We start from the raw sequence: 13,052 nt of genomic DNA on the forward strand, positions 1-13,052 counted from the left end.
TGTTTTTATTTTTTTTTGATTGATTATTTGATTGTTTCTATAGTTGATCCACAGCTTAACATCTGGGAGCCGTAATACGGATTCTTGATACCGCTTTCTTTGCTGAGCCAATTCGCATCAACCATTGGGCAATGGTTATAATAAACCGGTTGTGGCTGATTGGCAGTTTTTATAAGATCGTAAGTGCTTTTCGATAAGTTTTTGAAGGATTCTCTTTGTTTTTTAATATCCTGGGTCTCAGAAATATTTTTTGCATCCGTAGCTAAGCTTTTCATTACATTCATCCATGTAGTATGCTCTTTGGGCTTTAGCTTGTCCATTTCAACAGCATTGATCGCATTAAGAAGCTCTTTGGATTTCATTTTGGCAGTTGTAGCATCTGTTTTCACCAAAGCATCTTTTAGCTCAAAGTAGTTGTCGAAAATGGCTTTAAAGGGACTGTCTTGTTGTGCATCTGGAAGAACTGCGGTTGTATGCTGGGAATGATCCATTTTCTCCATATCCATTTTTGATTCTTTCATTGGGACAGCCATCTTATTTGTTCTTTCATATTGGCAGCATTTTGGAAGTTTTGCATAAGCATCACCAGGAGATAAGAATTGCTCGCTGTCGTATCCCGCTAAGGCGATTCGTTTTAGGATCTCATCTTGATTTGTTTTCTTCTGGTCGTAGGTAATTGCCGCAATTTTGGTGTTTTCATCCCAGTTTACCGATGCGATGTTTTTGATGTTTCCTGCTTTTTCAATAGCAGTTTTGCACATTAGACAATTACCATAAATTTTTGTGGTTACGGTTTTTGCATTTTTTATAGGTGCACCAAAACTTATGGCTGATAACAATATAGTAATTGCCATCAATGCTTTTTTGATTGTTTTCATTTTAAAATATTTGAAGTGGATAAAGCCTTTGAGAATTAAGCGTATAGGCGAAGTGCATAGACTACATTCTATAAAAGCAAAAAATAAAAAGTAATGAAGCGCAAAGGGCTTCCTTTTTTGACACACTTATGGCTGTCAAAAATGGTGTTTTAGCTTATTTTAGGAATAAGCCAGATGGAATAGAAACCCGATAAAGGTGAGGTTTGGGAATCGGAAAATTTTTGTTTTTGAGAAAAAACACTTATGACATTGTTTTTGAATTCCAGCTCGCTTGTAAAACAGATGCCTCCATTACAAACCGAAGCACAGCTGCACATCGAATGTCCGCATTTTCCACCGCAGCCATCATGTTCTTTGCTGCCTGAATGATTTGTTTTGGAACAGCAATTATCATTATCAGCATTAGGGCCTTTTTTGGTACAGGAATGATTTACCACAATTTTTTCACATGCAAAAGTCACTGCCGGCTTTAAAAATAAGCCCAGCATAACAATTAATATGAGGTGAAATCTGTTCATGTAAAAAATTTAATGAAAACAAAAATACTTATATTATCTTATATTTTAACAAAAAAAATGTTAAAAAGCGCAGTTCTGCAGCGGCAAAATTATACTGGATCGGTTAACCTGTTGTACTGCTCATACTCTTGCTAAGGCAATAAGAGGCGCTTTGCTATTTGGGTTAGGGTAAAGGCAATACGTTCAATGAATCTTTTATTGACTTATATGCCCCATATAAATATTATCCGTTTATTTTCTCCTTATGATATTCCTCGAGCCATTTTTCCATTTTTTGCAATAGCTGGATTTCTTTAGGGTTGCCAGCCGGATCTAAAAGGCCCGTTATGGTCCTTTTGTAATTGAATTTCTTGTCCTCAAAAAGGCAGGTGAACTTAGGGAATTCATTGTGGGAGACAAGCCATTTGTTCTGATCGGTATTTGTAATTGTAAATTTTTTCATTTCTAATAATCTCCCCAAAGCTGCCTGCAGGCAAGATTGCTTTTTTTTTAGGTTTTTGCTGCTGGATATAAGCGTAAAATTAGCGTATTTATTGCAGTGGTTCAAGTATCTGTTTCAGATCGGGATATTTTTTCATGCCCTTTAGTATTCGTTGATGCAGCCTGATTAATATTAAAGACGGCAGACTAATGTTAGGCCTTATGTTGCAAGTAGCATTTACTTGATAAGCCTATGGGTTTCATAAGAGTTAATTCACCCGGGTGCTTACTGCTTTTCTTCAGGGCTATCTTTATCCATACTATCCCAATTGCTTCCCTTTTCTTTTTACCCGAGACCCGGTATGCTTTTGTTTTATTTCAGGAGCAAAGGTAGTCCGTGTCCATAAGCCAAAGCAAGGCCGGGCCTTTCAGGTCTTACTGAAAAATCTCCACCCGTCCGGGTTGTATTTTTCAGCAGAGCCTTGCTTTTGCCGGACACTCACCTTTTTACGCTCATGAAACAAAACATAGCATACTCCGGCTCTTTAGACGAATAAAAAAAAATGTCAGAAATGAAAATTGAAATATTGAAAACAGCAATGATGAAACAAAACAGCGCCTCCTCTCATTGCCGAATAAATTTCAAAAAAAATTAAAAAAAAGCAACAGGTAAAAAGTAAAAGGCGGGCGGAAAAAAAAGGCAGGCGAAAAAAAAATAGTAAAAATTTTTAAAATTAGAAATCATGAACATTACAGCAAGAGTGACAAAAGATGCGCAGGTTCGCACATTGTCAGACAACAGACAGGTAGTCAATTTTTCAGTAGCCATCAACGACAGCTACAAAAACAGACAGGGCGACAAGGTAGAGCAGACCACCTTTTTTGAGTGCGCCTACTGGATCAGTCCCAAGGTAGCAACCATACTGACCAGAGGCACGGTGGTGGAACTCACAGGAAGGGTAAGCGCAAGGGCATGGACGGGAAATGACGGGGAACCCCGTGCAGGGCTTAATTTCAACGCATCGAACATCAAACTGCACGGGGGCGGGAAGAAATCCGAAGGCGCGCAGGTTGTAAAAACTGGGCAGACTTCCGAGCAGGGAGAAAATAAAAAGGTCACTGCAAAAGAGCCCGAGGACGACATGCCATTTTAGAGGCAAAACCCACGATAACTAAAAAGCTTTATCCAATCATATTATAAATTTTAAAATCAAATATCATGGCACATAATATCAATTACAACAGTCAAACAGGAAATTATTCTTTTTTCAGCGTGAAAGAGAAAGCATGGCACGGGCTTGGGCAGATCGTGGAGCAGTACCCGACAAGTGCCGAAGCCATAGCGCACGCTGGGCTTGATTACGAGGTGGCTAAAAGCCCGCTTTACACCAAGGCTTCGGGCATTGTCCCGCCTGCGGGCGGTATCGTACCGGAAAACAGCGAACTGGCAGTCCCTGACTGTTTTGCCACCGTGCGCACCGATAATAATGCGGTACTGGGCGTTGTAGGGAAAGACTACCATATCGTACAAAACCGTGAAGCGTTCCGTTTCTTTGATGCCATTGTAGGCGGTGGCGACGGCATACTGTATGAAACCGCGGGGGCGCTCGGGCAGGGAGAGCGCATTTTCATCACAGCCAAACTCCCTGACTATATCCGTGTGGGCAAAGGGGATGACGTGACCGAAAAATATATTTTTCTGACCACCTCCCACGACGGGAGCGGAAGCATCACAGCAGCTTTTACGCCCATCCGCATCGTATGCCAAAATACGCTGAACGCATCGCTTCGCTCCATGAGCAACGTGGTGCGCATCCGCCACACCTCAGGGGCAAAACAGCGCCTTGATGATGCCCACAAAGTCATGGGACTGGCGGACACGCTGACCACGCAGTTGGAAGGCATTTTCAATGAGTGGGCAAAAGTAAGGGTAAGCGATAGCGAGGTTAAAAAGCTTATCCAACTGGCACTATGCCCGAATAAGGAAACTTTGGATTTAATCAAAAAAGGGGCCGAGCAGGACGTTTCAACCGTCTTTAAAAATACCGTAGAGGATGCTTTTGCCTACGCAATGGCAAGCGAATCACAGCAGATGGAGACTACAAAAGGCACGCTTTTCGGGGCTTACAATGCCGTGACGGGCTACTATCAGAATGTACGAAAATATAAAGATGAGCAGGCCAAACTGCAGTCCATTGTCATGGGGGGCACAGCCCAGGAAAAAGCCCAAAAGGCATTTGATTTATGTACGGCTTTTGAAAAAAGCGGAACGGAAATCCTTAACCTTAACTAGAACCTTTCAGGCGGTCGCCTTACGGGGCGACTGCTTTAAAAACGACAGGGATATAAGCGCATTTATAGCCCTGCATATAGAAAGGATGCAACAAAAAACATTTTAACATTTACAGCAATGAACACCAATTTTTTTAATCAGGTAGCGCAGTTGCAGGTCACAGGTGATTTGCACATAACAATAGCTAAGGGCGCAGAAAACAGGCTTATCGTACTGGTCATGCTTCAAAACGAGAATTGCACCGACAGCGCCAAGCACAGCATACCGCCCCTGAACCTTACAGGAACAGCGGAAGAGCTTGACCACGGTTTTTTTGAAAATATAACCATTCCCATGCAGACCGCCTCAGGACTGATGGTTGATATGGAAGGCTATATGAAAAAGTTGGAAGCCACCAAAAAACAGTCGGCAATGCAGAAGGAAAAAGCCGACAGCCAAAAAAAGGAAACCGATGCCAAAGACAAAAAGTATACGGATGCCATGGCAAAAGCCGACGAACTGGAAAAAGACGGCAAATTCCGTGAGGCATGGATAAAAGTGCCTGAAATACACGAGTTCCCCTTTAAGGCGGAGGAGATACGCAGACGCAAATCCGAACTTTCGGCACAGTTTGCGCCCGACCTTTTCGGCAGTACAGCGCAGAAGTCCGCACCCGAACCGCCCCGAGAGGCACTTTTTCCACACTATCCCGATGAGGTCGAAGACCCCGAAACAGAAGGGGAAGAAACAGAATACTGGGAGGACGACCCCGAAGAGCAGGGATATTAATCTAAAAAACGGAAATCATGTTATTAGCGACACAATTACAGCGGGTATTTATACTCAAAGACAAGGGGCAGGAAATCAGGCTTTCAGACCCTGAACCGAGATGGAGTACCGAGGCGGTACTGCACTTTTATGCACCGACCTATCCGATTTTGACTACCGCCAAAGTCTCAGCCCCTGCCATCAGGGACGATGCGGTCGAATACCGATTTGAAACGATAATGGGGACAAAAGGCTAATCAAAATTTAAATGCCATGAATCATGCAAACGACAATTATTTCAGGGACAGTAAAACTGCCCGCGCAAAAAAGACAAAAACAGCTTCATGCACAGCTCAGCGGGTTTATGCATTGGATGCAAAGACCCAAAGACTTGGGAGAGGTGCAGAAAGACAAATGCCTCTCAGTTCCTGCGCAGATGCTACCGATGGTTTTCTAAAGGTTTCTTTCCTGCCTAAACTCTATCAGGGCGAAACGGCACGGGCTTGTCAGGAGTCTGTAAAAATGCAGTCTGATTTTTATGCCTCCCTTGACCGTCTTACGGCACATTATGGTGTTCCGCCAATGCCGACCCGTCATTTGGAATATCCCTATAATATGGCACTCGCTGTATGGGATTTGGAGCAGAAGCTGAAAAACAACTTTATTAACTTTCAGGAAATAAAGGTATTTCAGGACGACTTTAAAACGTATTTGGTCAGCGAGGAAAAATTCAATACAGGCACAACCCTGTATTATATCCCGACCCATCCGATTTATCAGATGCTCAAAGACCCTGAGCGCAAAAAAAATGCGCAACTGCTTCTCTCGGTCTGCTCTTATCTGTACCATATTGCAGGGATTCCATACTACAGGGAGCAGGGCAGTTACCTGTATTGGCTCTATGAAATGCACAGGGAATGGACGGAAGAGGAACAGGAAAGGGAAGAAAACGAGAGGTATATTCGGGAGTTTGACAAGGAGGAATTTATCGGGGACTGTATGGGAGGCAAGATTTTCAGCTCCATGAACCTGCATTTTTTTGAAAGACGTCTGAACGGTTTTAAAAGCCGTGATGCCTTTGATAAGCAGTGTTTGGATATTGCCAAAAAAGCTTCTGCTTTATACAGCGACTACCCGAACGAAAGCATTTTTCGGAATGCACTCATGTACGAAGAGGATGAGGATGAAGATACGGAAACCGAGAGCATTGGCATGGAAAAGTACATTTCCTTTATTTCCGATACCAAAGGATGGCTCTATGAAAGTATTGAAGAGAGCATCAACAATGAATTTAACGAGTACGGTTCTATGGATGAGCCAACAATTGTAAAAACCTTTGACGGGCAGGAACTGACCCAAAGCAGTCTTGATTTTGAAAGCCGGCTGTTTGCCCTTTTGGATGATCTCTGCGAATTATTGTATCACTACACACCACTGCAAGATGAACACTTTAACTGATATAACCCAAGTTTTCGGGACACTCTACCACCCGAAATCCGCCCTTGTTTTTTATGAATCACAAGGAGCGCAGAAAGATATTTACGTCGAGCATTTCGATATGGACAAAAACGGCACGCCCATCAATGCGCACCCGCTCACAGAGCGTGAAGCCGAAGCGCTTGCAAAGGCGCTTGTAACGGAAAAGCAAAAGCAGACCGCCTTTTTAAAATCGGGCGGGATTCTGCCGACAAAAATCCTGCACATCAATCCAAGCAGGGACAAAGGTGCCGTGATATGGTACACCAAATCCCAAAAAAGACCGCTTTATTTTATAGAATCTCTTGGCATTCCGTGCCGAGCAGCGTATGTTCCGCCCATGGTCTGGCAGGCTACCAAAAACAGCCTTAAGGTCTTTGCGCTTTCGGGCAATAAAAGACCCACCGAAAAAACACCGCTTTACTGCGCCCCGTTTTTCAATATCTACGAGGACGGCAGGGTCTGTATGGGTTCGGTCAATATCAGCATTGCCGAATCTGCCTGCGTGGAAGACTTCACAAAGGCGTGGGAAGATTATTTTTTCAACAGTTATTTCAGCCATTTAATGGGCGAGGTAAGTCCCGTAAAAGGAAACTGCGTGAGCCTTTGGAAAGACCTTGTTCTCTCAGTCAGACCCTTTCCGACAGCCCTTTTGAAAGCCAATAACAAAACACTTAAAAACCTATTGTCATGAAAACCGAAAAAAACAAAGTCCATTTTACAGACCCGTATCTGATTAGCCCTACCAATCCCATTACGGTCAACCTCATAGGGGCAGGCGGTACAGGCTCAAAAGTGCTGACCGCCCTGATGGAGATGAACCACAGCCTTGTATCGCTGGGGCATGCAGGGCTGTGTGTCCGCCTTTGGGATGATGATATTGTGACAAATGCCAACCTTGGCAGACAGCGTTTTGCGCTGAGTGAAGTTGGGCTTTACAAATCCGTGGCACTTGTCAACCGAGCCAACCGTTTTATTGGAACAAACTGGAAAGCGGAAACGGTAAAATTTGAAAAGGATAATTTGGGAAAACTGCCCGCCAATGCGAGGGCAGCGATTTATATCACCTGCACGGACAGCGCAGGCTCGCGTTTTGAGATTGCCGATATTTTAAAATACAGCAATCAGAGGCATCACAGGGACGACCCCAAATACTGGATGGATTTTGGCAATAGTCAATATACGGGTCAGGTCGTCTTGTCCACTATTGGCGATATTCTACAACCCAAGTCTGAGATTTTTGAAACGGTGGAGCGCCTGCCATTTGTGACAGATGAATTTGACGAATTGCTAAAGCAGTCGGAAGCGGTAGACGACACCCCAAGCTGTTCGCTTGCCGAGGCGCTTGACAAACAGGACTTGTACATTAATTCTGCCTTGGCGCAGTTGGGGTGCTCGCTTTTATGGAATTTGTTCCGTGAGGGGATGACAGCCAACAGGGGATTTTTCCTGAACTTGAAAGATTTCCGAACACAGCCCATTGCGGTTGGATAAGCCCGAAATCGGGCGGCAAAAAGACACTCCCTTCCTTCGGGCGGGACAGTCTTTTTGCATTTAAAACGGTGGAGCGGCTTTGCCAAAATGCAGTGCCCGCTATTTTACCAAACCCGTTGCGGTTTTTTTAAGGAATGTCCGGCATCCCTTTTTTCGTTTGGACGGGCTTCTTTTCTTTCTGCATTAGCGGCCAAAGAAAAGAAGCAAAAGAAGACCGCCGGAACGGGTCATATTCACAGTTTTTATTTTGGCAGTTTATCGGCAGGATCATTTTTTTTGCTGTTGTAATTTTGCAATTTCCTTATTAAACCACCTTGTAAATCGTCCGCTTTTATTTTCCCCGGCTACAAATTTCCCATTGGGCAGCATCCCGCACTGGCAATTATCAGTAAGCAGTTTTAATTTACCGCCTTCAACAAATACGAGCTCTGTACTTTTAAGTTTTTCTAAAAAGTCATTCAGGGATTTGTATGCACCATTACGTGTTACAAAAAACTCAAGCTGCTGATCCGCTTCAAGATCAATTTCTTGTCCCATGCATAATTCTCCAATAATGGCATGCTGTATGATATCCAGTTCTGCAGGCTCCCAGCTTAGTGCTTCTGTATGCTGTTTTAAAGAACTCTTACTCAATTCAAAGTAACTATACTGCCATCCATAATTTCCTTCAATTCCCTGTAGCCTGCAGTCCAGAAACCGGTTTACGGGTTCCATTGTAAGGTCTTCCCCAAATATTTTCATGGGAAGGTGTTCGAACTTATAGGATAATCTTGTCCAGATTGTTTCAAGAAAAAGTTTTGTTGTATTATAGGAGGTTGAACTATAAAACGGCCACCAGTTTTCGTCTTTTATTGTACTTCCAAACGGCATCCCATTGTGCTTTATCATGGAGTACTGTCCGCTGAAAATTAGACTCGGGAAATTATGGGGGCCAAATCCGGGAATGATATTGTTCAGGTCCGTTGTGACATTTGCCTCTAAGTATGTAGAAAATGATTCCCTAAAGCTAAATTCGTTTGCGAATCCGTTATATCCCCAAATTATTCTAACTGGCAGTACTGCTTCAATTTTCAAAGTAGTAAAAACTGAATGTTCATGTTTTGTAAGTTCACCTGCTTCATATGATGTGATATCTTTCCTGCAGACCGTTTTAAAGGCATCCCTAAACAGCCTTCCAATAAAATTTTCTGAAGTTACGGGGTCATAATTATCTACAAGAAATTGTAAATTGCTGAAACCTTCTTTTATATCTTTTGAATATAAATTTTTTTTAACCTGAATAACTGCAATAACCTGTTCAGGCCTGTATATATAACGCTCGGTATAGGGGATTCGCTCACCATCGCCTTCAACCAGCATCACATCAAATTGCGTTGCACAGCCCGTGATAAAGCTGTTTTTGATTACTCTTAGATTCAGTCCCTCAAAAAGTGATCTTTTCAGTACCGTTTCTGTGAGTCCTTCATACATTGCACCTATGGTAGTGGGGTGTTTAATATCCTGCTTATTGAGAATTTCTCTTTCAGCTGAAACAAATTCATCAAGGAGATCTGCAATTGTACTTATATCCATAGTGTTGATGTTTTTCTATGTTAACTGGATCTGAATGTAAAGGATAATGAAGTTAAATTAAATATTTAAAGTACTAAAAAAAACATTGTAAAAAAATGACCTGCTAATTATTAGCAGGTCATTACATATACACTGGTAGTCTTTAGGCACTAATCAGAGCTGTTAAACTCAAAACTCAGTTGTTTTTCGTTCCCGAAATTATCAGAAATCCACACGTCAAATGACTGCGAGACGGCAGACTGTGAGGTGTAATAAAGTCTGAACTCTCTTGATTTCAGCGGGTATAGGTCATTGGGAAGGTAATGCGGCTGGTCGTAATACTGCAGTGTTCCGTTCCCGTCGAACTGAAAGAAACGGATAAAATAGCCGGCTCCCGTATAGCTGTTATTTTGCGCTATTCTGATCCTCATCTCTACCGTACTGCCCCTGGCAATTTCTTTGGGCACCGGCATGACCTCTACTTCGAAAGGAAAGTCCTGCTGTATTTCCAGTTTATCCTGATCGCAGGACACCAAGGTAAATGAGCACATCAGCACTGCCAATACCGCTCTTTTGCTTCTTTTAAAAATTGCTTTCATCTTGTCGTTTTTAAAAATTAAACCTTAATCCCAGCCCAGCTGACGGACGGAATTGCTGCAGATCAGTGCCCCACACTGCTTTGATGCGTCCCTGCAGCAGCAGGACAAAATGGTCGGACAGGTAGGTTTCAAGGGACAGCCGTCCACCAGCCCCATAAAGGAAATTGTCCTCACTTATTATTTTTGCCCCGTCCTGAAGCAGTGCTTCACCACGGTTGATGCTCTCATAACCCAGAACGGCAGCAAGTGATCCATTCAGGGCAAAGTTCCTGCGGGCATCACCAAGCAGGAAAAAACTGTAACCGCCTTCCGCTGTAAAGGTTTCCAGTGGCAGTCGAAGGGCCTTGTACTTCGAATACTGGTGGCTGTATTCCAGTGCCCATAACTGGTAATTGCCGTTTTTTCCATTTAGAGTCATGCCCAGGTTCAGGTAGTAATTACGCCATGGCATATCGCCGGACAGGGTTCCGGTAGTAACTTCGAATCCTTTTTGTCCCGGGATCATGCGCTGTGCGTAGGTCATAATAATACCGGTCATTACCAGCATCACTGCATAGATATATTTTTTCATTTCTCTACTTTTAGATTGTTACAATTTCAGGTGCATGTCATTGATCAGCCTTGCTTTTACCAGATCTGCATTTTCCAGCTCCAGTGTCTGGTGCCTTCCTCCGTTTTTCTCGAAAATCTCAACAAGCAGCAGCTTGTCATCCGCGATGGTAAACTGGTCCAATAGGAACACATTCTGGTCTGTGCTCTTTCCCGGAATCTCCGTAAGGGGCTTGAACATGCGAAGCGGTACCAGCGTTACCAGTTGTGCGGCAGTGCGTCTGGCTGTTTTTTTGTCTATCACCTTGAAGCTAATAAAATCAATGCCGAAAGAAACATTGGTTCGGTTTTCAAGCTGCGTATGAAAATAATACCTGCCGTTGTGGATGTAGATTCCCTTTAAGCTGAATTGTACGCCGAAACTCTCCGACGCAATGTGCTTTACGATTCGTTTGTTGTTTTTGTAAATGGTTTGCAGAATTAGTGCTGCCAGTGAGGGCGGGGTTTTCCCGAGCTCGTCAAAGAGTACATCGTTTCCTCTTGCTTTGTCCATTGACTTCTGTAGGTTGACAAGGTCATAGCTGAGGGTGGGCGGGCTGGAGTTGTACTGCACAGTAAAACTATAAAAACGGCCGTCATCGGTAATTACTGAAAAGTTCGTTTCTTCTTCAAAATTCTTGACCGATGACTTGACGCGCAATACGTTTTCCGCATCCTCGGCCTTTGAGGCAATCAGGTGTTCGCTTCCCAGATCCACATATCGGATAGCCGAGGGGAAAATAAGATGCGAAGTTTTGTCATAGGTAACTTGCATATTGTAGGGTTCTATCTTTCCGAAATCAAGGTTTTCAGTTTGGTTTTCCTGCGCCGATGAGGGCAGTGAAAAGGCTATTAAAAGGGCTGTTGCCCAAAATGTTTTGAAATGATTTTTCATAATAATTTATTTAGGATTGCTGTTATTTTTTAGACACCAGAAATACCTGATGTCCCGCTTTCAGGGTCACTTTGGGTGTCCTTACTTTTTTGGAGAAATATCCCGAGACGCCCTGGACAACGCCCCGGCTCAAATCAGCGGCCATCTGCTGTCCCGCTGACTGCGTCATCATAAGGCTCGTGCCAGACTGCTGGCTCATATTGCCCGCCATTTCTGTAAGGGCATTCCTTTCAGCTGAATAGGGAACAGCTACTCCCTGCTGCCCGTCCAGGTCATAAATGGTGATATCAACCGGTATAATAATACCGTCCAGTTCGATTGAGGTGGCTTTGAGCTGCAGGCGTCCTGCCCGTATCTTGGCATTCGCCGTAACAATTGTACCTGTTGCCAGGGTCAGACCTGAAATCCGGGCAGGTTCCAGTAAACGAAGGGAAACGCCCGCTTCCCCGATAATGGTCTGGGTCTGGTGTATGCAAGCCTTCACGCTGTTTTTTGGCTGTTGCAGCTCTTCTGATTTACCTGCGGTATAAAATCCATGGTTTCCCTTTTTATCCCAGTCCGCCAGAAAAGCGCTGTCGGACGCTTGGCGGTACAATGAGGACACCCTGTTTTTTTTTGCGGGAATCAAAGCTTCAAAAGTCTCGTTCTGTAATTCAGGAGTGGGAGTAGCAATATTTTTGCCTGCAGGCTCTATGGGGCTGGCCCCTGAGGGAAGATATTTGGCGGCCATCTGATAGGATTTTTCCATTAGCGCCAGCTGATCATCAACCGTAGCAGGGGCGGGAACCTCCTTTTGCGCGAGTTCCTCTTTGAGCTCCTCGAGCTGCCTGCGGAGTTCTTTTGTTTCGCCGTTGTCTTGCTGATAAAAAGATCCGAGCGTACTTCGGGCACTACGGTAGCTGTTCAGCGCCGGATTGTTTGGCTCTTCCGCCTGATCAGGCAAGGCTTCTTTCTGCTTGTCGTTGTCCTCATTCCAGTAATCGGACAGCGTTGTTAAGGCGTTCTTTTTTTGCTCTTCTTTGTCTTCGAGCATTTCCTGCTCATACGCTTTCTCCTTATCTGCCTGCAGTACCGATTCGCTTGCCTGCGGCACGCTGTCGTTTAGCCCGCGGTTTTCGATCCGCTTTTTATCCGTCGACGGCTTAAAGATCAGGTACATACAGCCGATGCATACAATGCCCATCAGGGTGAAAATCAGCGGCTTTTTAAAACGCTCTACTTCCGTCTTTTTTTCATCAGGCAAAAACGAGGTACTGCTCTGGCCAGTCCCCTCTGAGAGAAGGCTGACCTTTTTCTTAGTGTCTTTCATAATCTTATTGTTTTAAAATAGGCTTTAGGGAATCCTGCAAAGGCGCCGGCCTTTGTTTTCCTGACCGGGCGGGGTTTTCGATATGGTCTACAGCCATGCTATTTCGGGCAGCTGCAGTATCACGGCAGACATTGAAAATGACAACTCCGGTAAGCAACACGTACGCTGCAAAAAAGTACCGTATCACCAGGTGCTGCCTTTTTACAGGCATACCTTCCCAGTCCTTGTCAAGCTTTTCCAGCCACTGGTCTATTTTTGTTCTTAAATTTTTCATAACGTTATTA

16 protein-coding genes are annotated in these 13,052 nt (G+C 44.0%); 7 read left to right on the plus strand and 9 right to left on the minus strand.

Annotated features, from left to right (window positions below; genetic code table 11):
* Nucleotides 1-23: 23 nt before the first annotated feature.
* The 3 genes from GXM16_RS12200 to GXM16_RS12210 form a co-directional block, all read right to left on the minus strand.
* Nucleotides 24-878 (minus strand): DUF3347 domain-containing protein, encoded by an 855-nt coding sequence (locus tag GXM16_RS12200; RefSeq protein WP_163394716.1) that lies wholly within the window; start codon nucleotides 876-878, stop codon nucleotides 24-26.
* Between the two features lie 149 nt (nucleotides 879-1,027).
* On the minus strand, nucleotides 1,028-1,396 hold the full coding sequence (locus tag GXM16_RS12205) for a hypothetical protein (RefSeq protein ID WP_163394717.1): 369 nt from the start codon (nucleotides 1,394-1,396) through the stop codon (nucleotides 1,028-1,030).
* Between the two features lie 223 nt (nucleotides 1,397-1,619).
* Nucleotides 1,620-1,838 carry a hypothetical protein gene (locus tag GXM16_RS12210; RefSeq protein ID WP_163394718.1) on the minus strand — a complete coding sequence of 73 codons (219 nt, stop codon included), beginning with the start codon at nucleotides 1,836-1,838 and terminating at the stop codon, nucleotides 1,620-1,622.
* A 721-nt stretch (nucleotides 1,839-2,559) separates the two neighbouring features.
* On the opposite strand from GXM16_RS12210, the gene GXM16_RS12215 reads away from it, so the two are divergent.
* The 7 genes from GXM16_RS12215 (at nucleotide 2,560) to GXM16_RS12245 (ending at nucleotide 7,826) form a co-directional block, all read left to right on the plus strand.
* Nucleotides 2,560-2,970 carry a single-stranded DNA-binding protein gene (locus tag GXM16_RS12215; RefSeq protein ID WP_163394719.1) on the plus strand — a complete coding sequence of 137 codons (411 nt, stop codon included), beginning with the start codon at nucleotides 2,560-2,562 and terminating at the stop codon, nucleotides 2,968-2,970.
* Nucleotides 2,971-3,035: 65 nt separating this feature from the next.
* Nucleotides 3,036-4,109, plus strand: coding sequence for a DUF932 domain-containing protein (locus tag GXM16_RS12220; protein WP_163394720.1), 1,074 nt, complete (start codon nucleotides 3,036-3,038; stop codon nucleotides 4,107-4,109).
* Nucleotides 4,110-4,226: 117 nt separating this feature from the next.
* Nucleotides 4,227-4,877: a PRTRC system protein E gene (locus GXM16_RS12225; RefSeq protein ID WP_163394721.1), complete on the plus strand. Its 651-nt coding sequence runs from the start codon at nucleotides 4,227-4,229 to the stop codon at nucleotides 4,875-4,877.
* A gap of 17 nt (nucleotides 4,878-4,894) precedes the next feature.
* Complete coding sequence (locus GXM16_RS12230; RefSeq protein WP_163394722.1) at nucleotides 4,895-5,113, plus strand: PRTRC system protein C; 219 nt, start codon at nucleotides 4,895-4,897, stop codon at nucleotides 5,111-5,113.
* A 16-nt stretch (nucleotides 5,114-5,129) separates the two neighbouring features.
* Nucleotides 5,130-6,314 carry a hypothetical protein gene (locus GXM16_RS12235; RefSeq protein WP_163394723.1) on the plus strand — a complete coding sequence of 395 codons (1,185 nt, stop codon included), beginning with the start codon at nucleotides 5,130-5,132 and terminating at the stop codon, nucleotides 6,312-6,314.
* Complete coding sequence (locus GXM16_RS12240; RefSeq protein WP_163394724.1) at nucleotides 6,298-7,026, plus strand: PRTRC system protein B; 729 nt, start codon at nucleotides 6,298-6,300, stop codon at nucleotides 7,024-7,026. The genes GXM16_RS12235 and GXM16_RS12240 overlap by 17 nt, the downstream gene beginning before the upstream one ends.
* Nucleotides 7,023-7,826 carry a PRTRC system ThiF family protein gene (locus tag GXM16_RS12245; protein ID WP_163394725.1) on the plus strand — a complete coding sequence of 268 codons (804 nt, stop codon included), beginning with the start codon at nucleotides 7,023-7,025 and terminating at the stop codon, nucleotides 7,824-7,826. The genes GXM16_RS12240 and GXM16_RS12245 overlap by 4 nt, the downstream gene beginning before the upstream one ends.
* Before the next feature lie 267 nt (nucleotides 7,827-8,093).
* Here the strand turns inward: GXM16_RS12245 and GXM16_RS12250 are convergent, their stop codons facing one another.
* The 6 genes from GXM16_RS12250 to GXM16_RS12275 all read right to left on the minus strand — a co-directional run bounded on the left by GXM16_RS12250 (nucleotide 8,094) and on the right by GXM16_RS12275 (nucleotide 13,042).
* Nucleotides 8,094-9,398, minus strand: coding sequence for a DUF6602 domain-containing protein (locus GXM16_RS12250; RefSeq protein ID WP_163394726.1), 1,305 nt, complete (start codon nucleotides 9,396-9,398; stop codon nucleotides 8,094-8,096).
* 149 nt (nucleotides 9,399-9,547) lie between these two features.
* Nucleotides 9,548-9,976, minus strand: a complete 429-nt coding sequence (locus GXM16_RS12255) for a DUF3872 domain-containing protein (RefSeq protein ID WP_163394727.1) — start codon at nucleotides 9,974-9,976, stop codon at nucleotides 9,548-9,550.
* Between the two features lie 10 nt (nucleotides 9,977-9,986).
* A complete protein-coding gene (locus GXM16_RS12260; RefSeq protein WP_163394728.1) occupies nucleotides 9,987-10,547 on the minus strand; it encodes a conjugal transfer protein TraO in 561 nt (186 codons plus the stop codon).
* Between the two features lie 18 nt (nucleotides 10,548-10,565).
* On the minus strand, nucleotides 10,566-11,459 hold the full coding sequence (gene traN, locus GXM16_RS12265) for a conjugative transposon protein TraN (protein ID WP_163394729.1): 894 nt from the start codon (nucleotides 11,457-11,459) through the stop codon (nucleotides 10,566-10,568).
* A 22-nt stretch (nucleotides 11,460-11,481) separates the two neighbouring features.
* A complete protein-coding gene (gene traM, locus GXM16_RS12270; protein ID WP_163394730.1) occupies nucleotides 11,482-12,768 on the minus strand; it encodes a conjugative transposon protein TraM in 1,287 nt (428 codons plus the stop codon).
* Between the two features lie 4 nt (nucleotides 12,769-12,772).
* Nucleotides 12,773-13,042, minus strand: coding sequence for a nitrogen regulatory IIA protein (locus tag GXM16_RS12275; protein ID WP_163394731.1), 270 nt, complete (start codon nucleotides 13,040-13,042; stop codon nucleotides 12,773-12,775).
* Nucleotides 13,043-13,052: the final 10 nt, after the last annotated feature.

The organism is Flavobacterium limi (genome assembly GCF_010645075.1).
GTDB lineage: Bacteria > Bacteroidota > Bacteroidia > Flavobacteriales > Flavobacteriaceae > Flavobacterium > Flavobacterium limi.

Coding starts and splice junctions, on each gene's coding strand:
- GXM16_RS12230 (WP_163394722.1), top strand. CDS start 4,895: ATGTTATTAGCGACACAATTACAGCGGGTATTTATACTCAAAGACAAG.
- GXM16_RS12215 (WP_163394719.1), top strand. CDS start 2,560: ATGAACATTACAGCAAGAGTGACAAAAGATGCGCAGGTTCGCACATTG.
- GXM16_RS12260 (WP_163394728.1), bottom strand. CDS start 10,547: ATGAAAAAATATATCTATGCAGTGATGCTGGTAATGACCGGTATTATT.
- GXM16_RS12245 (WP_163394725.1), top strand. CDS start 7,023: ATGAAAACCGAAAAAAACAAAGTCCATTTTACAGACCCGTATCTGATT.
- GXM16_RS12235 (WP_163394723.1), top strand. CDS start 5,130: ATGAATCATGCAAACGACAATTATTTCAGGGACAGTAAAACTGCCCGC.
- GXM16_RS12210 (WP_163394718.1), bottom strand. CDS start 1,838: ATGAAAAAATTTACAATTACAAATACCGATCAGAACAAATGGCTTGTC.
- GXM16_RS12205 (WP_163394717.1), bottom strand. CDS start 1,396: ATGAACAGATTTCACCTCATATTAATTGTTATGCTGGGCTTATTTTTA.
- GXM16_RS12275 (WP_163394731.1), bottom strand. CDS start 13,042: ATGAAAAATTTAAGAACAAAAATAGACCAGTGGCTGGAAAAGCTTGAC.
- GXM16_RS12255 (WP_163394727.1), bottom strand. CDS start 9,976: ATGAAAGCAATTTTTAAAAGAAGCAAAAGAGCGGTATTGGCAGTGCTG.
- GXM16_RS12240 (WP_163394724.1), top strand. CDS start 6,298: ATGAACACTTTAACTGATATAACCCAAGTTTTCGGGACACTCTACCAC.
- GXM16_RS12250 (WP_163394726.1), bottom strand. CDS start 9,398: ATGGATATAAGTACAATTGCAGATCTCCTTGATGAATTTGTTTCAGCT.
- traN (WP_163394729.1), bottom strand. CDS start 11,459: ATGAAAAATCATTTCAAAACATTTTGGGCAACAGCCCTTTTAATAGCC.
- traM (WP_163394730.1), bottom strand. CDS start 12,768: ATGAAAGACACTAAGAAAAAGGTCAGCCTTCTCTCAGAGGGGACTGGC.
- GXM16_RS12200 (WP_163394716.1), bottom strand. CDS start 878: ATGAAAACAATCAAAAAAGCATTGATGGCAATTACTATATTGTTATCA.
- GXM16_RS12220 (WP_163394720.1), top strand. CDS start 3,036: ATGGCACATAATATCAATTACAACAGTCAAACAGGAAATTATTCTTTT.
- GXM16_RS12225 (WP_163394721.1), top strand. CDS start 4,227: ATGAACACCAATTTTTTTAATCAGGTAGCGCAGTTGCAGGTCACAGGT.